This is a genomic window from Micromonospora sp. NPDC049257, from assembly GCF_040678915.1.
In the GTDB taxonomy this organism is placed as follows: Bacteria; Actinomycetota; Actinomycetes; order Mycobacteriales; family Micromonosporaceae; genus Micromonospora; species Micromonospora antibiotica.
In genome coordinates, this window is the sequence record NZ_JBFAQU010000018.1 from 62,068 (window position 1) to 83,127 (window position 21,060).

Annotated in this window: 17 protein-coding genes; 8 read left to right on the top strand and 9 right to left on the bottom strand. The window is 71.7% G+C overall.

What is annotated here, in order from left to right:
• Positions 1 to 198: 198 nt before the first annotated feature.
• Entirely contained in the window at positions 199 to 1,251 is a 1,053-nt protein-coding gene (locus AB0K25_RS23355) for an SDR family oxidoreductase (protein ID WP_219464210.1), read from the bottom strand.
• A gap of 1 nt (position 1,252) precedes the next feature.
• Positions 1,253 to 2,584, bottom strand: coding sequence for a hypothetical protein (locus AB0K25_RS23360; RefSeq protein ID WP_219464209.1), 1,332 nt, complete (start codon positions 2,582 to 2,584; stop codon positions 1,253 to 1,255).
• A 431-nt stretch (positions 2,585 to 3,015) separates the two neighbouring features.
• Here AB0K25_RS23360 and AB0K25_RS23365 point away from each other — a divergent pair, with 431 nt between their 5' ends.
• The 4 genes from AB0K25_RS23365 (at position 3,016) to AB0K25_RS23380 (ending at position 7,711) form a co-directional block, all read left to right on the top strand.
• Positions 3,016 to 4,800 carry an AMP-binding protein gene (locus tag AB0K25_RS23365; protein ID WP_219464208.1) on the top strand — a complete coding sequence of 595 codons (1,785 nt, stop codon included), beginning with the start codon at positions 3,016 to 3,018 and terminating at the stop codon, positions 4,798 to 4,800.
• Positions 4,801 to 4,860: 60 nt separating this feature from the next.
• Positions 4,861 to 6,042 (top strand): M20/M25/M40 family metallo-hydrolase, encoded by a 1,182-nt coding sequence (locus AB0K25_RS23370; protein WP_363822637.1) that lies wholly within the window; start codon positions 4,861 to 4,863, stop codon positions 6,040 to 6,042.
• A 149-nt stretch (positions 6,043 to 6,191) separates the two neighbouring features.
• Positions 6,192 to 6,956, top strand: a complete 765-nt coding sequence (locus AB0K25_RS23375) for a hypothetical protein (RefSeq protein ID WP_219464206.1) — start codon at positions 6,192 to 6,194, stop codon at positions 6,954 to 6,956.
• A gap of 95 nt (positions 6,957 to 7,051) precedes the next feature.
• Positions 7,052 to 7,711: a hypothetical protein gene (locus tag AB0K25_RS23380; protein WP_219464205.1), complete on the top strand. Its 660-nt coding sequence runs from the start codon at positions 7,052 to 7,054 to the stop codon at positions 7,709 to 7,711.
• 105 nt (positions 7,712 to 7,816) lie between these two features.
• On the opposite strand, the gene AB0K25_RS23385 is transcribed toward AB0K25_RS23380, so the two are convergent.
• Positions 7,817 to 8,641 (bottom strand): PIG-L deacetylase family protein, encoded by an 825-nt coding sequence (locus tag AB0K25_RS23385; RefSeq protein WP_219464204.1) that lies wholly within the window; start codon positions 8,639 to 8,641, stop codon positions 7,817 to 7,819.
• A gap of 445 nt (positions 8,642 to 9,086) precedes the next feature.
• Between AB0K25_RS23385 and AB0K25_RS23390 the strand changes: the two genes are divergently transcribed.
• Together AB0K25_RS23390 and AB0K25_RS23395 are read left to right on the top strand one after the other, a co-directional pair.
• Complete coding sequence (locus tag AB0K25_RS23390) at positions 9,087 to 10,685, top strand: thiamine pyrophosphate-dependent enzyme (RefSeq protein ID WP_357535602.1); 1,599 nt, start codon at positions 9,087 to 9,089, stop codon at positions 10,683 to 10,685.
• A 71-nt stretch (positions 10,686 to 10,756) separates the two neighbouring features.
• Positions 10,757 to 11,932: a pyridoxal phosphate-dependent aminotransferase gene (locus AB0K25_RS23395; protein ID WP_208568855.1), complete on the top strand. Its 1,176-nt coding sequence runs from the start codon at positions 10,757 to 10,759 to the stop codon at positions 11,930 to 11,932.
• Between the two features lie 71 nt (positions 11,933 to 12,003).
• Here AB0K25_RS23395 and solA read toward each other — a convergent pair whose 3' ends face one another.
• The 3 genes from solA to AB0K25_RS23410 are packed head-to-tail and all read right to left on the bottom strand — an operon-like array spanning position 12,004 to position 14,868.
• Complete coding sequence (gene solA / locus AB0K25_RS23400; RefSeq protein WP_363822642.1) at positions 12,004 to 13,149, bottom strand: N-methyl-L-tryptophan oxidase; 1,146 nt, start codon at positions 13,147 to 13,149, stop codon at positions 12,004 to 12,006.
• Between the two features lies 1 nt (position 13,150).
• Complete coding sequence (gene proC, locus AB0K25_RS23405) at positions 13,151 to 13,978, bottom strand: pyrroline-5-carboxylate reductase (protein WP_219464199.1); 828 nt, start codon at positions 13,976 to 13,978, stop codon at positions 13,151 to 13,153.
• A complete protein-coding gene (locus tag AB0K25_RS23410; RefSeq protein WP_219464198.1) occupies positions 13,975 to 14,868 on the bottom strand; it encodes a TauD/TfdA family dioxygenase in 894 nt (297 codons plus the stop codon). The genes proC and AB0K25_RS23410 overlap by 4 nt, the downstream gene beginning before the upstream one ends.
• A 342-nt stretch (positions 14,869 to 15,210) precedes the next feature.
• On the opposite strand from AB0K25_RS23410, the gene AB0K25_RS23415 reads away from it, so the two are divergent.
• Positions 15,211 to 16,770: an AMP-binding protein gene (locus tag AB0K25_RS23415; protein WP_219464197.1), complete on the top strand. Its 1,560-nt coding sequence runs from the start codon at positions 15,211 to 15,213 to the stop codon at positions 16,768 to 16,770.
• Between the two features lie 136 nt (positions 16,771 to 16,906).
• On the opposite strand, the gene AB0K25_RS23420 is transcribed toward AB0K25_RS23415, so the two are convergent.
• The 3 genes from AB0K25_RS23420 to AB0K25_RS23430 form a co-directional block, all read right to left on the bottom strand.
• A complete protein-coding gene (locus AB0K25_RS23420; protein WP_357535597.1) occupies positions 16,907 to 17,101 on the bottom strand; it encodes a hypothetical protein in 195 nt (64 codons plus the stop codon).
• Between the two features lie 37 nt (positions 17,102 to 17,138).
• Positions 17,139 to 18,041, bottom strand: a complete 903-nt coding sequence (locus tag AB0K25_RS23425; protein WP_363822646.1) for a hypothetical protein — start codon at positions 18,039 to 18,041, stop codon at positions 17,139 to 17,141.
• A 288-nt stretch (positions 18,042 to 18,329) separates the two neighbouring features.
• A complete protein-coding gene (locus AB0K25_RS23430; protein WP_219464194.1) occupies positions 18,330 to 19,718 on the bottom strand; it encodes a PHB depolymerase family esterase in 1,389 nt (462 codons plus the stop codon).
• 292 nt (positions 19,719 to 20,010) lie between these two features.
• Here AB0K25_RS23430 and AB0K25_RS23435 point away from each other — a divergent pair, with 292 nt between their 5' ends.
• Positions 20,011 to 21,033 (top strand): PaaX family transcriptional regulator C-terminal domain-containing protein, encoded by a 1,023-nt coding sequence (locus AB0K25_RS23435; RefSeq protein WP_357535593.1) that lies wholly within the window; start codon positions 20,011 to 20,013, stop codon positions 21,031 to 21,033.
• Positions 21,034 to 21,060: the final 27 nt, after the last annotated feature.

Genomic DNA, 21,060 nt, shown 5'->3' on the forward strand with positions numbered 1-21,060 from the left:
CCAACAATTATACTGCCCCCATTTTTGCCCCCCCCCGGGGGGGGGGGGGGGGGGGGGGGGGGGGGCCCCCCCCCCGCCCGCCCCCCCCCCGACGGATTCCCGACCGGGTCCAACGTGGCCGGGGAACCGGCACCCGCCCCCCGGGGCGACGGCACACCGTCCGGACCGGGCCCGCCGCGAGTGGCGGTGCCCGTTCGGTCAGAGCGCATTCTCGGCATCGATGAACCTCACGAGTTCCGCGAGCGGAACGGCGCGCTCCGGTGCGGCGGTACGGACGAACCGCTTTTCCCTGCGCAGGTACTCGGAGAAGAAGTCGATCCGCTTGGCGAAGAAGCGCTCCAGGGTGGAGGGGTCGTCGAAGCTCTCGTTGATGACGAACAGGCGGTCCTCCAACCCGAGCAGTTTCAGCATGTAGTCGAGGATGTCGCCGGTAGCGGCCTCGGAACGCCCGCTGACGTGGTAGATGTCCTGCCGCGGCGACGCCATCTCGGCCGCCACGATCGCCCGCAGGTCCGCCACGACGTGATCCACCGGAATGAAGGACAGCCGGGTGCTGCGGTCGGCGGTGAAGCGGACCGACTCGTCGGAATCGCCGAGCATCTCCCGGAACTTGCGCAGTTCGCTGAGGAAGCCGTAGAGGCCCGTGTAACTGCCGCTGGGCCGGTAGTCGTGCGAGGTGCCGGTGATGATCGAGGGACGCAGGATCAGCCGCCGTGGCCCGTCGAAGCCGGCCACCAGGTGCTCGGCCGCGCACTTGCTCTCCTCGTAGACGTTGCTGAACCGGGGCGGCCGGTGCAGCGCCTCGGGCACCTCGCCGTGCAGCGTGCCGCAGGTGAACGCCGTCGACACGTAGACGAACAGGTCGGCACCGAGCTCCGTCGCCAGCTCCAACGCGTGCCGGGTGCCCTCGACGTTGGTGCGGAACACCTGTTCGCGCTGTCCCCGCCGCCACTGCAACGACGCCGCGAGGTGCCAGAAGACCAGCGGCCCGGCACCGCGCCGGACGGCGTCGGGGGCGACCCCGCAGCGCGGTTCGGTCAGTTCCGACTCCACCACGGTCATCCGGCGGCGGGCCGGCGGAAGGTCACCCCCCGCCTCGTCCAACGCCGCGTGGACCCGGTCGCTCGCCGGTTGCCGCGAGGTCCCCCGGGCCAGCGCGGACACGTTACCGGCGGTGTCGTCCAGGAGGAGGTCGGTCAGCAGGTGGCTGCCGACGAACCCGGTCGCACCGGTCAGCACATGGTCGGTCATCTCAGATCGCCCGCTCGACGGCCCGCGCCAGATCGGCTGCGGAGCGGGACTCGATGTCGTCGGACTGCGGCACCCGACGGTCCTTGATCCGGGCGGTCTTCCAGCTCACCCAGCCACCGGTGGCGCTCTTCAGATCCAGCAACGGATGGATGGTGACCTCGGTGGGGACGCCGAACGCGGCGGTGACCCGGTCCGCGACGAGCGTCTTGAGGTGGTCGTGGTCGGCGCCCTCCTTGGCCTTGATCCGGACCTGCACCCGGTCCTGGCCGTCGACCGAGTCGACCTCCAGCTCGTACCCGTACTTGAGCTCGGGATCGGCCAGGATGGTGTCGTCGATCTCGGCGGCGCTGCGCCTGCGGCCACCGAGTTCGGTCATGTCCTTGACCCGGCCGAGCACCTTGACGGTCCGCCGGCCGGAGTCGTCCGGCACGATCGAGACCAGGTCGCCGGTCCGGTAGCGGATGAGGGGCTTGAGGCCGGGCACCAGGGTGGTGAGGCAGAGTTCGCCGTAGCCCTCCAGCCCCAGCGTCTGCTCGGTCTCCAGGTCCAGCACCTCCAGCAGGTAGGTGGGCTCGATCGCCACCACCGTGCCGTCCGGGCGGGTCACCGCCGGACACCCCGCCTCCTGGGAGCCGTACATGAAGTTGTAGGTCTCGGCGTTCCACGTCTGGGCGAGTAGCCGGCCCATGCCGTCCGAGCACATCTCGCCGGTGGTGAGCAGCACCTTGACCGCCAGGTCGTCCGGCACCTCCACACCGTAGGAGGAACTCATCTCGGCCAGCGCCATCAGCAGCCCCGGCGAGCAGAGGATCATGTTGACCCGCAGCTCGACGAGCACCTCGAAGAACCGGGCGAACCCGAGGGTCGGGGTGATCGGAAACAGGTCCAGCTTGGCGATGCCGATCTGCTTGGCGGCGAAGGACAGGCTCAGGCAGGCCGCGTGGACGTCGTTGGGGGCCACCACGGCCAGGATGGGGCGCTCGCCGCCGTCCGGGAAGTGCTTGTGCACGATGCGGTCGAGCGCGTGCGCCAGCGGCAGCACGTTGAGGTCGAAGTCGATCGCCGCCCGGGGGCACGGGGTGGGTCGGCCGGTCGTCCCCGTGGTCTCGAAGTAGAACTGCGCGTCGCCGACCGGCCCGCTGAGCATGTCGTGCATGGCCTCGCGGAGGTCGTCCTTGGTCGTGTAGGGCAGGTGCGCCAGGTCCGCGAGCTCCTCGATGTCGAGGTTCGCACCCGCCAGGTGCCGTCGGTAGAAGGGCGATCTGTCGTGAACGTGGCCGAGCACCGTCCGCAGCGCCGTCGTCTGCCAGTCGGTGAGCTCCGCCGCGCTCACGCGTCCCTCGTTCCATCGTTCCATGAAGTCAACCCACGGGGCGGTATCCACGTGTCGGGACTCTCTCTGTGAAGGGTTTCGGATGGGGACGGGCGGTACGGAGATGGCTGCACCCGGGTTCGGCTGGTCGCCCGCCGGGTCCGGCGTCCCGTCGGTGTCGAGGCGTCGCAGGAGCCTGGTCGTATCCACAATTCGGTGCTGCGTCGCGCCCTGGCCCGGTCGGGTCGACCCGCCCGGGACGGGCCGGCTGCGACAGGTCGCGTCCCAGGTAATGGCACAGAAGGTTTCACGCTCCATCCAAGATCACAAGTATCTGGAATCCGACATGGACGGTGCCGGGGTGCCCGCCGCGCCGGGTGGCCGGCCCACCGCCGCCGAATGGTCGTGTAACTTTCTGTCCGAACATTGACGTCCATGGTTGTGGAGGTCCGATGCAGACAAACGGGGCACTGCTGTTTCGTGAGCACGTGGTGGCGACTCCGGATCGGATCGCCTTCATCGCCGAGTCCGACGGCACCGAGACCCGGGTGACCTACGCCGAGTTCGACGAGGCCGTGCACCGGGTCGCGGCAGGGCTGTCCGCGCTCGGACTCGCGCCGGCCGACCGGGTGCTGATCTCGACCCAGCCGGGACCGGGGCTGCTCCAGGCGGTCTACGGCACCATCCGGGCCGGCCTGACCGCCGTGCTGTGCGACCCGGGGCTGCCGGGGCCGACGGCTGAGGCGTACCTCGCGGACGTGGGGTGCGTGGCGGCGATCGTCGAGGGCGTCGGATCGGGGGTGGACGACGCCGTCGCCGACTCCGCCGTGCCGCACCGGTTCACGGTCAGCGGGCGTTGGGGGCGACCGTTCGCGGAACTCCTGCGTGCCGAGCGGGTCGCGCTGCCGGAGCACGTGCCGCCCCGGCATCCGGCGGTCGCCTTCTCGACGTCGGGCAGCACCGGACGACCAAAGATGATCATCAAGACCCACGAGCACTTCCACCTGCTGTCCCGCTACCGCAGCGGCGCCTACACCGCCTCGTCGCCGGGGGAGCCCGGCACGCCGACGCGCTATCTGGTGGCCACGTCGCTCTACCACACGGGAGGCATGAACGCGGGCGTCATGCTCGGTCTGCTGCGGGGCTGGACGGGGGTGCTCGCCGGTGCCTTCCACCCGGCGCACGTGCTGCGCCAGCTGGCCCGCCACCGCTGCTCGACCGTGTTGTTCACCCCCTCGCAGGCGGCCGTGCTGCTGCGGGAGACGGCCCTGCTACGCGACCTCGACCTGCGCCACCTGCGCTCGGTCCGGGTGGCCAGCGGCCCGTCCACCCCCGAGCTGCTCCAGCGCCTGCGGTCGGCCTTCGGCAGCACCGAGATCCTCAACGTCTACGCGCTCACCGAGTGCGCGCCGTGCCTCGGGCAACCGCCGGGGGAGCAGCAGCCGCTGGAGAGCTGCGGGCGGCCCTGGGTGGGGGTCACCGCCCGGGTCCTGGACGACGCCGGCCGCGACAGCGCCGAGGGTGAGCTGTGGCTGCGCAGCGACCTCATCTCCGAGGGCACCATCCTCGACCCGGTGACGACGCGCGAGCGCTACCTCGACGGCTGGCTGCGGACCAAGGACATCTTCCGGGTGGTCGACGGCTGGTACTTCTTCGTCGGCCGCATCGACGACATGTTCGTCTGTGGCGGCGAGAACGTCTTCCCGTTGCAGGTCGAGCAGATCCTCGTCGCCCATCCGGACGTCCTCGACGCGTGCGTCGTCGGCCTGCCCGACCCGGCCCTGGGCGCGGTCGCCGGCGCGCACGTCGTCCTGCGGCCGGGGGCGACGGCGAGCGCGGTCGACCTCGTGGACCACGTGCGCCGGCACGCCCCGGTGCACTGCGTGCCGCACCGGATCGAGATCGTGCCCGCGATCGCGACGCTCGGGCCGGGCAAGGCCGACCGGCGTACCGTCCGGTCCGCGCTGGAGGGCGGCGGCACGGTCACCCGCCAACGGACGGACGGCGACGACGTCCGCGCCCGGATCGTCGAGACCTGGAAGTCGGTCCTGGACCTCGACACCGTCGACCCCGACGTGCCGTTCCTGGAGTCGGGCGGCACCTCCCAGCTGGCGGTGGAGATCGTGACCCGGATGAACGCCCTCGGTGTCCCGGTCGACCTGGGGGAGTTCTTCGTCGACGGCAGCCTGCGGCAGCTGCTCGACAGCGCGGACGCCGATCCGGTGCCGGGCGGGTGACCGCGCCAGGCATCGATGGCGGAGATTGTCATCCCGGGGTCACGCATCGATAATCTTGCAATGGATCTCGACGGCCGGGTGCTGGCGGAGGCGGTCGCCGAGCTCGTCCGCATCCCCAGCGTCAACCCGCTGCACACCGGGCCGAGAGCCGAGGAGCACGGTCCGGTCGGTGAGGGGGCGATCGCCCGGCACCTCGCGGACCGCTTCGACCGCTGCGGTGCCGCCGAGGTCGTGCTGGACGAGGTCCGGCCGGACCGACCCAACGTCTACGGCCGCTTTCCGGGCCGGTCCGACCGGCTCGTGGTGCTGGACGTGCACACCGACACCGTCGCCGTCGAGCACATGACCGACCCGCCCTTCGACGGACGCATCGAGCACGACGCCGTCTGGGGTCGTGGTGCCTTGGACACCAAGGCGACCATGGGGGTGGTCCTCGCGCTGCTCGCCGCGATGCACCGCGACGGCCGCCGCCCCGACCCCACCCTGCTACTGGTCGGCTCGATCGGCGAGGAGGCCGGCGGCCTGCTCGGGGCGACCCGGTTCGCCCCCTGGGCGAGACAGCAGGGCCTGCGGATCGATCAGCTCCTGGTGGCCGAGCCGACCGAGTTCCGGCCCGTGCACGGGCTGAAGGGGCTCGTCCTGATCGAGGTGACGACGCACGGGGTGGCGGCGCACTCGGCGCGACCCGACCTCGGGGTGAACGCCATCGACGCGATGGTGCCGGTGCTCGCCGCCTTCGCCGCCGCCCACGAGCGGCTGAGCGCGACCCCGGGGCGCACCGAGCTGGGCGGCGGCACGCTGTCGGTCACCCAGATCACGGGCGGCTCCGGCAGCAACGTGATCCCCGACCGCTGCTCGATCACCGTGGGCCGGCGCATCGTCCCCAGCGAGGACCCGGTCGAGGTGCTGGCCGAGTTGACCGCCATCGCCCGGGCCGCCTGCCCCGTGCCCTGCGACGTGGTCTCGCTGCTGCCGCGTACGCCCGACGGCAGGCCCGCCTCGCCCGCGTTCTACCAGCGGCCCGACAGCGGACTCGTGCAGTTCCTGGCGCGGACCTGCGGCACCCGGCCCACGGTCGCACCCTTCGGTGCCAACGCGTTGCGGTACTCCGGTCTGGCCGAGGAATTGGTAGTCTTCGGCCCTGGATCCATCGAGGACGCTCATCAGGCCACCGAGCGGATCGACATCCCGGACCTGCGACGGCTCGCCGACGTCCTGACGTCGTGGCTCTCGCCCGGCTGACCGGGCCGGCGGGATCGGCGGGCCTTCCCGGCGTCGCGACCCGCGCTGCCGCACCCCGGGCGCGTCGGCGGTCGTCCGTCCACGCGGCAGAGCCGACGCGGTACGTCATCCCCGCCCCTGCCAGGCGGGTGGCCAGGGAGGGAGGACAGATGGCGACAGCCACGGCTGCGGAGACCATCGACCGGGTGTGTGAGCCGGTGCAGCAGTTGAGTCGCAGCTGGATCATGGCGAAGTCCACCAACGCGTACGGGGTGGAGCTGGGATTCGCGACCGGGGTTCAGTTCTGGATCGTCGGTCGGGCCGGCGTGCTCGGCAGTTGCCCGGTCGAGGTGGCGGCGGCGGCGATCGCGTTCGAGCCGGTCGAGGAGGTGCGCCGGGCGTGGCTCGCGGTGCCGGCGGGCCTGACCCACCACGACGTGGCGCTGCACTACCGGGACCGGATCACCGGCTGGGGCGAGCGGGTCTTCGCGGACGTCGACCCCGACACGCTCGGCGTCATCGACACCCTGGGCCGCCGCGTCGTCGATGCGGCACCTGCGGCGGTGGGCGCCCTCTTCACCGGCTGGCGGGGACTCCCGCCCCCGGTGGCGTTGCCCGGCCGGGCCGCGTTGACGATCCACCTGATCCGCGAACTGCGCGGCGCCGCCCACATCGCCGCGATCCTGGCCTGTGGCCTCACGCCGCTCGACGCGATCCTCGCCGCCCCCCATCCGCCGCCCCGCACCGGGCCCGCCTACGCCGAGCGGATGGGCTACCGGGGGCCGTTCCGGGACCCGGCCGAGGTACGCGAGCAGCGGCTGGAAGCCGAACGGTTGACCGCGGCGATCATGGTCCCGTACTTCTCCACGCTCGACGCGGCGGAACTCGCCCGGTTCGGTGAACTCGTCGAGACCGTCGGCCACCTGGCCGTCTAGGTGACCGGGTGGGGGTCGGCCGCGTCGCCGGCCCGCCGAGTCCCCGTGGCCCGTCGGCCGGCGACGACCCATCCGGCTGGAGACAGGAGACCGTCATGAAGTTCGTCATCCCCGCCAAGCGTTCGTCGACGAGGGTGCCCGACAAGAACTACCGCCCGTTCGCCGGGGGGAAGTCGTTGCTCGACATTCTCGTCGAGAAACTCGCCCGGCTGGCCGACGATCCGGGCGACGTCTGCCTGTCCTCCGAGGACGCGTCGACCCGGGAGTTGGCCGACCGGTACGGCGCCACCTATCTGCCCCGGCCCCGGCACCTCACGGAGAACTCGTACCCGTTCCAGTCCGTGGTCAACGAGGTCTGCAAGCAGTTGCCCGGCGACGACGACGTGATGTGGTGCCACGCCACCGACCCGTTCTTCGACGAACACGGGGAGGTGGTGCGTACCTGGCGGGCCCGCGACACGGCCGCTGCGGACTCGATCGTGGTGGTGTACCCGATGAAGGAGTACCTCCTCGACCCGAACTTCAACCCGATGGGGTTCGGGTTCGGCCCCTGGCACCGCCCCTCGCAGGAGCTGCCGACCTATTACCAGCTCGGGTTCTCCTGCTCGATCATGACCCGGCACGTGGCGACGACCATCGGGTTGGTCGGTGCCCGCCCGATCTGGCACCAGGCGACGAACCTGACGATCGACATCGACACCCAGGCCCAGTTCGATCTCGCCGCCCGGCTGTACGAGCTGAGCAACCCGGCCTGACCGTCCGGGTCCGCCGCCGGGGCGGTATCGGGTGGACGGTGGGTCCCCACCGTCCACCCGCCGGCCCCGGCCGGGTTCGTCGGGCGGCGCGGCCGGGAGGTCGGTTCACGGCGTGCGGGTCGGGACCTCGGTGGTGGGCCGCCGGGCCGTCGGGGTCGGACCGGCCGCGCCGGCCGCGTCCGTGACGATGCGTTTGTACGCCTCGGCGTACTCGCAGCCGATGGCCGTGCCGTTGCCGCGCATCCGGTCCACCACCCACTGGACGTCGGCGCGGGGATCCGGTGAGCTGCGGAACTGGCTGCGGTGGGCGAGGATGGCCGACACCTTCAGCTCGGCGGTCTCCCCGACGTCGACGAGCAGGTCGGTGTGCTCGTGCCCCGGCACCCAGACCTCGGCCACCCGGTGTGCGGGCAGACCCTCGGCCAGCAGCTCGGGGAAGGCCCGGGGGTTGCGGGCGTCGGGGTAGACGGCGTTCAGCGCGGCCTGCCCGACGGCGAGGTGGTCGGGGTGGGACGCACCGATCGGGAACTGCAGCGACCGCAGCGGTTGGTGGGTGAGGACGAGTTCCGGCCGGTGCCGCCGGATCTGGCGGGTCAGGGCGAGTCTGAGCGCGGGGGTGTCCGTGAGCAGGCCGTCGGGCAGCCCCAGGAAGACCACGTCGGTGACGCCGAGCATCCGGGCCGCGTCGCGCTGCTCGGCATACCGGGTGGCGGTCAGCTCGGGGGCCGGCACGGTCGGATCCTCGCCACCCTGCGCGCCGTCGGTGACGACCAGATAGGTCACCTGCGCGCCCTCGCCGGTGAGGCGGGCGACGGTGGCGCCGAAGGCGAATTCGGCGTCGTCCGGGTGGGCGGCGATCACCAGGACCCGGTGGAAGCTGCGGGGCAGCGGCAGGAGTCGACCGGAATCAGCCGGGGAAGCGGGCGTCATGGCGGCAACATACACGCTACGGGCGACATTGATCGACGCCGTGCTGGTTGCGGCCCAGGTTATTGACGTTTAGCATTTGACGGCGGTGTTCTCTGATCTGTCGGACGACACCGCAATGAGCAGCGCAGCAACGGACATGACGCACCACGGCACCGACTTCGCCTCACCGAACACCACCCTGAGTGCCACTTCTGCGCGACGAATCCTCCTGAAAGGCCGACCCGCTGGAACTGTCGCCACCCTTCGTACCGATCACGTCCATTCCGGCGAATTGTGGCAGTCCGTGGTGCGGGACGCGTCGGCGTGCCGGGTCCACAGGTGTGCGCCGGACGGCGACCGGGCCGGTGCGGCCGGGTGTCGCGGCCGGGCGGTGGACACCGTCGCCGCCGGCAACCGGCCGGGAAGTCCGAGATCCGTCGGTGCCGAGAGCGATTGGTGAGGCCGCATGAACGTCGGAGAGCACCTCGTCGCGAAACTCGTCGAGGAAGGGGTGGAGGTCGTCTTCACCGTGCCGGGTGAGCAGCACGACGCCATCTTCGCGGCGCTCGCCGACACGACGATCCGGGTGGTGCACACCCGGCACGAGCAGGCCGCCGCGCTGATGGCCTACGGGTACGCCCGGGCCAGCCGCCGGGTCGGCGTGTACCTCGTCATCTCCGGGCCGGGCGTGCTCAACTCGTTGACCGGGCTGGCCACCGCCTACGCGGGCGACGCCCGGGTGCTGTGCGTCGCCACCCAGATCCCCACCCCGGTGCTCGGGCGGAACCTGGGTGTCCCGCACGAGATCCCCGACCAGTTGGGCGTGCTCCGGTCGCTGACGGGGTGGGCGGCCCGGGTCGAGGAGCCCGCCTCGATCACCCGCGTGCTCGGTGAGGCGTTCCACCGGCTGGGTCACCACCGCCCCCGGCCCGTCGCGATCGAGATCCCGACCGACGTGCTGGCCGCGGAGGTCACCGCCGCCCCACCGTGGCCGGCGTCGCCGCCCCCCGCGCCGCCGGACCCGCGCGCCGTCGAGGCGGCCCGCGCGGAGCTGGCCGCCGCCCGCACGCCCGTCATCTTCGTCGGCAGCGGGGCGCGCGGCGCGACGGCGGAGGTCGCCCGGCTCGCCGAGCTGCTCCAGGCGCCCGTCACGACGGAGCTGGGCGGGCGCGGGGTGCTGCGGGACGACCATGAGCTGTCGGTGTCGTTGCCCGTCGCACACCGGTTGTGGCCGCACGCCGACGTCGTCCTGGCTGTCGGGACCCGGCTGCTGCGGCCCCAGGTCGAGTGGGGCACCGAGGGCCTGCGGATCATCCGTGTCGACCTCGACGAGGAGGAGATCCACCGGGTGTCCCCGCCGGCGGTGTCCCTGGTGGGGGACGCCACCGAGGTGCTCCGCGCGCTGCTCGACGGGCTGCCGCCGCCTGCGCGGCGGTCGCAGTGGCGGGCCGCGGTCGCGGACGCCCGGCACGCGGTGGACGCCGAGCTCGACAAGCTCGCCCCCCAGGTCGACCTCGTCCGGGCGATGCGTGCCGCGTTGCCGGAGGACGGGTTCTTCGTCGACGAGATGACCCAGGTGGGTTACGTCGCCCGGCTGATGTTCCCGGTGCTGCGCCCGTCGACCTACGTGCTGCCGACGTACGTCGGGGCGCTCGGTTTCGGGTTCGCGGCGGCGCTCGGTGTCAAGGTCGCCTACCCGGACCGCGCGGTGCTGTCCATCTCGGGTGACGGCGGTTTCCTGTTCACCGCGGCGGAGCTGGCGACGGCGGTCCAGCACGGGATCGGGGTCGTCGCCGTCGTCTTCGACGACGGGTCCTACGCCAACGTGAAGCGCGCCCAGCGCAAGTTCCTGACCCAGACGATCGGCACCGAACTGCACAACCCCGACTTCGTCAAGCTCGCGGAGGCGTTCGGCGCGGTCGGTGTCCGCGCCCACGACCCGCAGGAGTTGCGGGCCGAGATCGAGAAGGGCCTCGCCCGGGAGCGGGTGCCGACGGTGATCGAGGTTCCGGTCGGGGAGATGGCCAATCCGTGGCCGTGGATCCGATTGCCGCGGGTGCGCTGACAACGCCAGACTTCGATGCGTCGCCCATTCCCCGCGCCGGACGTGCGCCCCAGCCGTCAAGGAGACCACCCATGCCGACCGCCCCGCGCAACGACGTCCCCCCGTTCCGCGCCGCCCTCGCGCACATGCGGACGCAGGAGATCGTGGCCGTCGCGCGCCTGTGCCAGGACTATCCCGACGCCGTCAGTCTCTGCTTCGGTGAGTCGGATCTCCCCACCCCGCTGGTCGTACGGCAGGCCGCCGAACTCGCCATGGCCCAGGGCAAGACCCGCTACGCGGACCGCCGGGGCATCGCACCACTGCGGCAGGCGATCCAGGAGTACCACCGGCGTACCAACGGGGTGGAGGTCGAGCTGGAGCGGTTGTCGGCGACCTCGTCGGGGATGACCTCCATCATGATCTCGTTGCAGTGCCTGGTGGAGCCGGGGGACAACGTCGTCGTCGTGGCGCCGGTGTGGCCGAACATCGTCATCGCCGTCGAGTCGATGGGCGCGACCGTACGGTTCGTCAACCTCGAAGCCGACCCGGACGGGTGGTCGCTGGATCTCGACCAGGTCGAGGCGAACTGCGACGACCGGACGCGCGCGGTGTTCCTGGCCTCACCCGGCAACCCGACCGGCTGGACGATGACCTCGGCCCAGCAGCGGGAACTGTTGGAGCTGACCCGGCGCAAGGGCATCTGGATCATCTCCGACGAGGTGTACAACCGGCTGGTCTTCGACGGGTCCGTCGCGACGCCGTCGATGCTGGAGGTCGCCGACGACAACGACGCGCTCTTCGTCGTGCAGAGCTTCTCCAAGACCTGGTCGATGACCGGCTGGCGGCTCGGCTGGCTGGTGCACCCCGCCGGCCTGGCCCACCAGGTGGGTAACCTCAGCGCGATCAACAGCACCGGGTCGGCCACCTTCGTGCAGCACGCGGGGGTCGCGGCGATCCGCGAGGGTGAGCCGTTCGTGGCCGAGATGGTGGAGCGCAGCGCGCGGGGCCGGGAGACCGTGGCGGACGCCTTCCAGGGCCACCCGCGCATCCTCGCGCCGGACGTCCCGGCCTCCTTCTACTCGTTCTTCCGGATCGAGGGTGTCGACAACTCCCTGGCGTACGCCAAGGAGCTCGTCGCCCGTGCCGGGGTCGGCATCGCGCCCGGCTCCGCGTTCGGCGACGGATTCGACGGCTACTTCCGGATCTGCTTCGCCCAGGACCCGAAGCGCCTGCAACTCGCCCTCGAACGCCTCATCGCCGCGGTCTGACCGGTCCCGCACGGGCCACCACTGCGGGTGGTCGGGGCGGGGCGCACGGCGCGGGTCAACCCGGCGGGGCGTCAGAGCCGGTCGGGGCTGAACGCGGAGATGTCCACCGTCGACCGTCCGTCGAGCGCGAGCTGCGCCAGGACCTCCCCGATGCCCGGGGCGAACTTGAAGCCGTGGCCGGAGCAGGCGCTGGCGTAGCAGACGCCGTCGAGTTCCCGGGAGCGGCCGATGAGGAAACTCTCGTCGGTCGACATCGTGTAGATGCAGGAGCGACCCCGGCCCGTGGGCTGGACGGCCGGCAGCACCGGGCTGATCGTCCGCCACAGCTCATGCCGCTCCGCGTCGCTGGGTGGACGCCGGTCACCGTCGACGTCCTGCGGTGACAGTTGCCGGTTGTGGAAGCCGATCTTCAGCCCGCCGTCGACCGACCGCCAGCGGGGGAGCCCGTAGACCAGGGCTCCCCCGGCGTCCTCGTAGAGGAAGACCGGGAAGCGTCCGGGCAGGTGGTCCCGTTCCCGCGCCTCGGCCACGTCGAACTCGAAGACGGGAATGCGCATCGGGGTGACGGCGGGGGCGATCTCACCGGGCAGGAAGCGACCCACCCAGCCGCCGACCGTCAGCACCACCGCGCCGCAGCTCACCTCCCACCCGTCGCCGACGACCGTGACGGTGCCCCCGGAGCCGGGGGAGAGCGTGCGCACGGCACGTCCGTGGACCAGGTGGGCGCCGGCGGCGGTCGCCCGCGTCAGGTAGGTGAGCCGGGCGTTGTCGGCGAAGAGCATCAGCGCGTCCGGCTCGTGGACGGCGACCGCGTCGGGCTGGACGTGGAAGGCGGGAAACCGGCTGGTGATCTCGCCCGCGTCGAGGTACTCGTGGTTGATCCCGCACCGGAGCGCGGTGTCCCGGGAGCCCTGCACCAGCTTGGAGTCGGGGGAGCCGACGAACAGGCCGCCGGTGCGCAGCGCGATCGTCTCGTCGGTCGCGGCGTCGAGTTCCCACCACCCCTCGTACGAGCTGTCCAGCAGCGGGACGTACTGCTCGCCCTCCCAGTACGCCCGCCGGAAGATGCGGGTCTGGCCGTGCGAGGAACCCAGGTCGTGCAACGGTCCGTGGGCCTCGACGCCCAACACCCGCGCTCCCCGCCGGCTGAGCTGGTGGAGCGCCGACGCACCCATGATCCCGAGCCCGACGACCACCACGTCGTAGGTGGGGGACACCTCACCCCACCGCGCATCCGGGCCCGTGGGGGCGGGCCAGTTCCCGTGAGCGCTGCGCGGCGGCGGTGAGCGCGGTCAGGATGGAGCCCTTCAGCCCGGCGGCGTCGAACGCGGCGATGCCGCGCTCGGTGGTGCCGTTGGGCGTCATCACCTCGTGGCAGAGCTGCATCGGCGGTTTCCCGCTCTCCGCGATGAGGGTCGCGGTCCCGCCGAACACCTGCACCGCCATCTCCCGGCCGGCCGCCTCGCTGAAGCCCCGGGCGGCGGCGAACTGGCAGAAGGCGTCGACGATGTAGCTCACGAACGCCGGTCCGCCGCCGCAGATCGCGGTGGCGTCGTCGACCAGTTCCTCGCGGTCGACCCGCAGCACCCGGCCGATCACCCCCAGCAGGGCCTCCGCCTGGGCCGTGGTCTCCGCCGACACCTGCGGGCCGGCGTGGTAGACCGACATCCCCTGGAACACCTCGGACGGTGTGTTGGGGATGGACCGGACGACCTGCGTGGTGCCCAGCGCCGTGGCGATCGTCTCGGCGGTGAGGCCGGCCATCACCGACAGCACCGGCGTCCACGCGGTGAACCGGTGGCGTTCGGCGTCGGCGAACTCGGCGAAGACCTGCGGCGGGACGGCCAGCACGACGAAGTCGCCCTCGGCCAGATCCAGGTGGGCGACGACCGTGAGTCCGTCGAGGTCGGCGAGGAGTTCGCGTCGGGCGGCACTGCGCTCGACCACGACGAGTTCCGGACCGGCCGGTCCGCCAAGCAGCCCGCGGATGATCGCCAGCCCCATGTGACCACCGCCGACGATGACCAGCCGCCGGGTGGCGGTCATCCGCGCGACTCCGCGTGCGCCATCGTCACCTGGTAGTTGGTGACGACGTCGGACACCGTCGTACGGTGCAGGACCCGCCGTTGCCGCAGGTCGTACGGGCGGCCGCGGTGCATGGTGCAGCGGTTGTCCCATACCGTGAGGTCGCCGACGCGCCAGTGGTGGGTGTAGACGAACCGGTCCTGGGTGGCGAACTCGACCAGCTCTTCGAGCAGGGCCCGCCCCTGTTCGACCGGCCAGCCGACGATGTGTGAGGCGTGCGAGGCGAGGAAGAGGCTGCTGCGGCCGGAACCCGGGTAGTGGTCGACGACCCGCTGCGGCACCGGTGGCAGCGCGGTGGCGATGTCGGAGTTGAAGCTGTCGAACCCGGACTTCGCCCGGGAGTGGGCGATGCTGTGTTCGGCGACGAGGTTCTCGACCTGGCGTTTGCGCTCCGGCGGCAGCGCGTCGTAGGCGGCGCGCATGTCCGCGTACTGGGTCTCGCCTCCGGTGGGGGGGATCTCCCGGGCGGACAGCAGCGAACACTTCGCCCGGACGGCCTTGAAGGAGCTGTCGGTGTGCCACATCTGGTTGCCCAGGTTGTAGCGGGTGAGGCGGTCCTCGGGGTCGAGGAGCTTGCCCTCGTGGTCGAGGTTGGAGATGTCGGTGAACTCGTTGCTCAGCCGCAGCGCCTTGCCGGCGAAGTTCGGGGCGGTCTCCAGCGGCCCGAACAGCCGGCTGAAGCTGGTCTGCTGCTCGTCGGTGACCGGTTGGTCGGGAAAGACGAGGACCGCGTAGCGCTCGAAGGCCGCGTGGATCTCGGCGAAGACGTCCTCCGGTACGGGCGTGGTCAGGTCGACGCCGGTCACCTCTGCGACGAAGAGCGGATGGAGTGGCTTGAGGGTTATCGCCACGGATGTCTCCTTATCAGCGGTCAGGGAAGACGTCGGCACAGATCACAGGGAGGACACAGGCATCGAAGGCCGACATTGGCACGCATTCGACGCCGAATGTGAATAGGCGGTTTCCTGGACACCATTTTCCACGCCCCGGCAACCCTCTCAAGTGGATGAAATCTCCCAAGTTGGGGCAGCGTTACCGGATCGTGACCTAAATCTATATGTAAGAACGTCGATAGTGTGGACGACTGTCGGATGGCCGTCCGCCCAGCCGGGAGGGGTCGGCGGCGGGCGGATCGTGGGGTACCTTCCCTGACGCACTGGTAGATGTCGGTCTATATGTGGGGGTGTCGGTTCATGGGCGTGGGGACCGCCGTCGACCTTGCCGGGTTGGTGCGGCGATCGGTTGCCGACCATCCGGAGGCGGTCGCGCTGGAAGTCGGCGACCAGTTCCTGAGCTACCCGGAACTCTGGCGACGCGCGGGCCTCCTCGCGGCGCGGATCGCCGCCACGGCCCCCGGCGCCACCCGCGTCGGGCTGTTCTCGACCCGCTCCGTGACCTCGTACCTCGCCTATCTGGCGGTGCTCCGGCTCGGCGCGACCGTGGTGCCCCTGCACCCCGGCGCTCCCGTGACGCGCAACGCCGGCATCGCGCGCCGGGCCGGCCTGGCCGCCGTCGTCGTCGACGAGGTCGATCCGGCCCTCCTCGGTGCGTTGGCCGACGTGGGCGTCCGTCTGGTCCACCCGGACGACGACCGGCCGGTGGTCGGCGGCGTACCCGACGACGGCGGACGGACGGTCACCGGCGACGACGTCGCCTACCTCCTGTTCACCTCCGGCTCCACCGGAGTGCCCAAGGGGGTGCCGATCGCCCACCGCAGTGCCGCCGCCTACGTGCAGCACGTGGTACGCCGCTACGACATCGGCGTCGGCTCCCGGCTCACGCAGAACTTCGACCTGACCTTCGACCCGTCCGTGTTCGACCTGTTCGCGGCCTGGAGCAGCGGCGCGACGCTGGTGGTCGCCACCGCCAGGGAACTCCTGCGTCCGGCGACGTTCGTCAACGAGCGACGGATCACCCACTGGTTCTCGGTGCCGTCGCAGGTCTCCTACGCGCGCCGGCTGCGGCTGCTCGCCCCCGACGCCATGCCCGACCTCGGCTGGAGCATCTTCATCGGGGAGCCGTTCACCCGTGAGCAGGCGGCCGTGTGGCACGCGGCGGCGCCGCGCAGCGTGATCGAGAACGTGTACGGTCCTACCGAACTCACCGTGAGCTGTGCTGAGTACCGGCTACCCGGGTCGCCGACCGACTGGCCGACGACGAGCAACGCGACGGTGCCCATCGGGCTGGTGCTGCCCGAGCACGACTGGATCCTGGTCGACCGCGACGGCCGGGCCGGGCGCGACGGCGAGCTGTGCGTGCGGGGCGTCCAGCGGTTCGCGGGCTACCTCGATCCCGAGGAGAACACCGCGCGCTTCCTCAGCTTCGACGCCGGGGGCGACGCCCGTGCGCGGGTCTACGACGGGACCGGACCGCTCACCCCGGCGCACTGGTACCGCACCGGTGACCGGGTCCGGGTCGAGAACGGTCACCTGGTCCATCTGGGCCGCCTCGACCGGCAGGTCAAGATCCGCGGCTACCGCGTCGAACTCGGCGAGATCGAGGCGGCGCTGCGCGGGCTGGACGGCGTCATCGACGCTGCCGTCGTCCTGCTCGGGCAGGCCCCGGCCGAGTCGCTGGTGGCGTTCTGCACCGGCGACACCGAGCCGGCCCGGGTGGCCACGGAGCTGCGCGGGGTGCTGCCGCCGTACATGACGCCCACCCGGGTCGAGTGGCTCGAGGCGATGCCCCTCAACCAGAACGGCAAGGTGGACTACCTGCGGTTGGCCTCGGTCGCCGCCGACGGGTCCCGCTGAGGTGCGGGAACCGTCGAATGCGGCATCAACCGGCTCGGACGCCACCGCGCTGTCGCGACCCGGTCCGACAGGCTGCCGTGCGCCGCGCAGCCGGCGTCGCTGTCGCCGCTGTCGACGAACGGCCGTGGCGCAGGTCTCAGGAGCGCTGCTTCCTCGTCCAGATGACGTAGCCGGCGCAGAGGATCAGCATGAGGACGACGATGCTGGTCCATGCCCAGCGGGCGAAGGGCTCGTCGGCCACCATGGCGCGGATGCCCGCCAGGCCGGCAAGCGCCAGCGGGCCCAAGCCGTACCACTCGGAGAAGGTCAGCTCCTTCATCGCCTGCCGCATGCGGCGAGTCTAGTCACCACCTGCTTCGATACCGGGCCTAGCCGACGACCTCGGCGTCGATCACGGCCCAGGAGTGCGGTCCGGTGGCCACGAGCGCCAACCGGTCGCCGGCGGTGAGCACGCCGTCGGCGGCCAGCAGGTCGGCGTTGACGAGCAGGTCCGCTGCGAACTCGTGGGCGTGCGCGGCCAGGCGACCGGGCAGCAGCTGGTCGAAGGAGTAGCCGGCCGCGCCGGTGAGGAACCGCTGGGCGGGCAGCCGGTAGTTGTTGAACAGGGCGTGGGTGAAGTCGCGCGGACCGCGACCGGTGGCCTCCCGGGCGGCCTTGACGGCCGACCGGCCGAGCAGCACGTTGCGGCGCTGCGCGGCGGGGCTGTTGTCGGTGAGGTCACCGCGCCAGTCGCTGCGCAGCGCCATGCCGTTGACGAGCAGGACGAGCCCGTCACCCGCCGGCCGGTGCCGGGTCACCAGGGCTGCGGCGGCACCGTCGCTGAGGACCGACAGCTCCGCGTCCATCATCCGGCCGCGACCGACGACACGGTCCGCGGTGACGACGAGGACGGTGTCGACGTCGGTCGTCGCGAACAGCCCCTGCACCGTGCCCAGCAGCAGGCCGAGGTTGGCGCACCCGTGACCGGCGACGGTCTGGGTCGCGGCGCCGGGTGCGTCCACGGCCCGGGCGAGGCGCACGTTGTTCCTGCGTACGCCGTCCCCGTCGGCGGTCTCCGTCGCGTAGACGATCGCGTCCGGCACCAGCCCGCCGGCGAGCGCACGCGCACCGACCTCGCCGGCCATCTCGATCGAGGACATTGTCGTCACTCCATACGACTCCAGCCCGTCGTCGAGCAACCGTGGATTGTCGGCACCCACCTCGTCCAGCTCCCGGACGAGGTTTTTCGTCCCGTGCAGATGGGCGATGGAGGAGAGGTAGAACGCCGCCACGGGAGGTCCTTCCGCCTTGCCGGAACGCTGGCCGACAGGGTACTACGACGGGGGTGCCGCACCGGCCACGTACGTTTTCCGAAATGGCCGGGGTCGATGTCGGAGTGCTTGTCGCCGCCGGACCCGCCCACCGCCGCGCTCGGCGCTTCCCACCCGCTGCCGTGCTTGCCGCACCGCTGCCGTGCTTGCCGCTCCGCCGTCGCGCTCTCCCCCGCCCGACGGCGGGCGGGGGAGAGTCGTGGTGGCGGTGCGGTCGGGCGGGGACCGTCCCCGCACCCGTAGGTGGGGTCAGGCGACCGTGCAGGCCGCGCCGTTGAGGGTGAACGAGGTGGGCTTGGCGGTGTTGCCGGTGTGGTTGGCCTGGAATCCGATGTCGACCGACCCGCCGGCCGGGATGGCGGCGTTGTAGCTGGCGTTACGGGCCGTCACCTGGCCGGACGAGGGGGAGTAGGAGGCGTTCCACCCGGAGGTGATGCTCTGCCCGCCGGGCAGCGTGAAGACCAGCGACCAGCCGTTGACGGCGCTGGAACCGGTGTTGGTGATGGTCAGGTTCTCGGTCAGGCCGCTGTTCCAGGCGTTGACGCTGGCGGTGACCCGGCAGGCCCCGGAGCTGGGCGGCGGGGTCGTCGTCGGCGGCGGGGTGGTCGGGGGCGGCGTGGTAGGAGGCGGGGTGGTCGGCGGCGGCGTGGTAGGAGGCGGGGTCGTCGGGGGCGGCGTGGTCGGGGGCGGGTTGGTCAGGCCGAAGAACCCGAGGGCGACGGCGGCCATCCCACCGGAGGGCAGGCTGTGCCCGGCACCCTGGACGCTGTACGCCTCGACGAGGACGTTGCCGCTGGCGTCGGCGTAGCGGCGGCGGTTCCAGTTGGCCTGGGGGGTGTCGGTGGAGGTGGGTGTCTGGCTGAGCCCGAACACGTTGGTCCACTGCTCGATGGTCTCCTGGAGCAGCGAGTACGGCACCAGGGTGTCGGCGGTGCCGTGCCACAGCTGCACCTTCGGCCGGGGACCGGAGTAACCGGGGTACGCCTGCTGGCGGACCGCGTCACCCCACTGCTGCGGGGTGCGGTTCATGTTCCCGCCGGTGCACTGGCTGGCGCCGGGCGGGTAGTCGGCGGCGTTGGCGAAGCAGTTGTAGGGCACCCCCATGAAGGCGGCCCCGGCGGCGAACACGTCGGGGTAGAGCGCCAGCATGTGGTTGGTCATCATGCCGCCGGAGGAACTGCCGGTGGCGAACACCCGGCGGGGGTCGCCGCCGTACTGCCGCTGGGCATAGTTGATCATCGAGACGATCGACACCGGGTCACTGCCACCGCCCCGGCGCTTCGCGGCGTCCGACCAGGTGTCGAAGCAGTTGCCGAAGCCGGCCTGCTGGGTCGCGGACGGGTAGATCACGATGTAGCCGTACCGGTCGGCCAGCGAGGCGAACTCGCTGCTGGAGTAGAAACCGGGGCCGGTGCCGCCGCAACCGTGCATGGCGACCACGACCGCCGGGTTGGTCGGGCGGGTGTTCGGTACGTAGATGTGCATCCGCATCCGGCCGGGGTTGTCGCCGAAGTTGGTCACCTCGACCAACGACGCGGCGTACGCCGGTTGGAGCGTCGGTACCACCAGGGCGGCGGCCGTCAGTGTGGCCACCAGTGGCGCCGCCAGGGCGAGTAACAGTTTCCGTCTGATTCTCATGGGGCGTGACTCCCTCACAGGTTGAGATCGGCCGCGCGGCACGGGTGCGCCCGGATGCCCGTGTGGTCCGCGCCGGCCCTTGGCGTCCGGCATGCCCTGCCCCGGCCCGAGGTGGCATTGCATGGCACTTAGTGTTCTCTTCGGTCCGACAAGTGTCAATCGAATGGCCTCGATACACTGGTCGATCACCGACGTACGCCCGGTCCACCGTGGAACCACGCCCGGTAGGCGGGCCCGGGTACGCCGTCTACAGTCGGTGCCACCGTCGCCGAGCCGAGCCCGGAGCGTCCCCGTGCCACACCCGTTCGACATCGAGGAGATATTCCCCGACGACGGGGACCACCCGGTACGGCTGCCCCGGCGGCAGGCCGGCAACTCGCCCCAGGGCGTCGCGGTGACCCTGCTGGCCGACTACACCCTGCGTACCCGCGCCTGGTTGCCGTCCGCCGCCATCGTCGCGCTGCTGGCCGAGTCGCACGTCAGCCTCGCCGGCGCGCGGACCGTGATCAGCCGACTGGCCCGCCGGGGCGTCCTGGAGGGCAGCCGGCAGGGGCGGCGCAGCTCGTACCGGCTCAGCCGGTCCGCCGCCGTCAGCCTCTCCGTCGGCGGCAGCTGGGTGATGGCCGCCACCACCACGACCCAACCGTGGGACGAGTGCTGGACACTCGTCGCCTTCTCCCTGCCGCAGGAGCGCAGCGCGCAACGGCGGGCCCTGCGTGGCCGGCTGCGCTGGCTGGGCTACGCGCCGCTGTACGACGGGCTGTGGATCTCCCCGCACGAGTTGACCCCGAAGGCCAGGGCCCAGCTCACCCAGCTGCACCTCGGCGCGGTCACCGTCTTCCGGGGCCGGCGGGTCGACCTCGACGCGGTCGCCGGGCGCGACCCGCTCGACGCCTGGGACGTCGCGGCCGTCGCCGCCCAGTACGAGAGCTTCCTGCGGCGCTGGCGGCCCCTCCTGCCGCGGATCGCCGCCGGTCAGGTCGACGGCGCCGAGGCGGTGCGGGCCCGGACCGAGGTGATGGACACCTTCCGGCGTTTCCCCACCCTCGACCCGCAGCTACCGCTGCGGCTGCTGCCCGCCGGCTGGCTGCGCGGCCCCGCCCGGGAGACCTTCGCCGCCGTCTACGACGGGCTCGCCGACACCGCCGAGCGGCACGTCCGGGCAGTCGTCGCCCGGTTCGCCGACGGCACGTACGCCGACGTGCGGGCGCACAGCACCGCCGACCTGCTCGCCGGGGTGTGTGCCACCGAAGCCCGCAGCCCCGCCCCACCCACAGCCGACACCGACCTGGCGGAGTCGTCCCCGTCGCACTGACCCGGCCACTGCCGGCTCCTCGGCCCG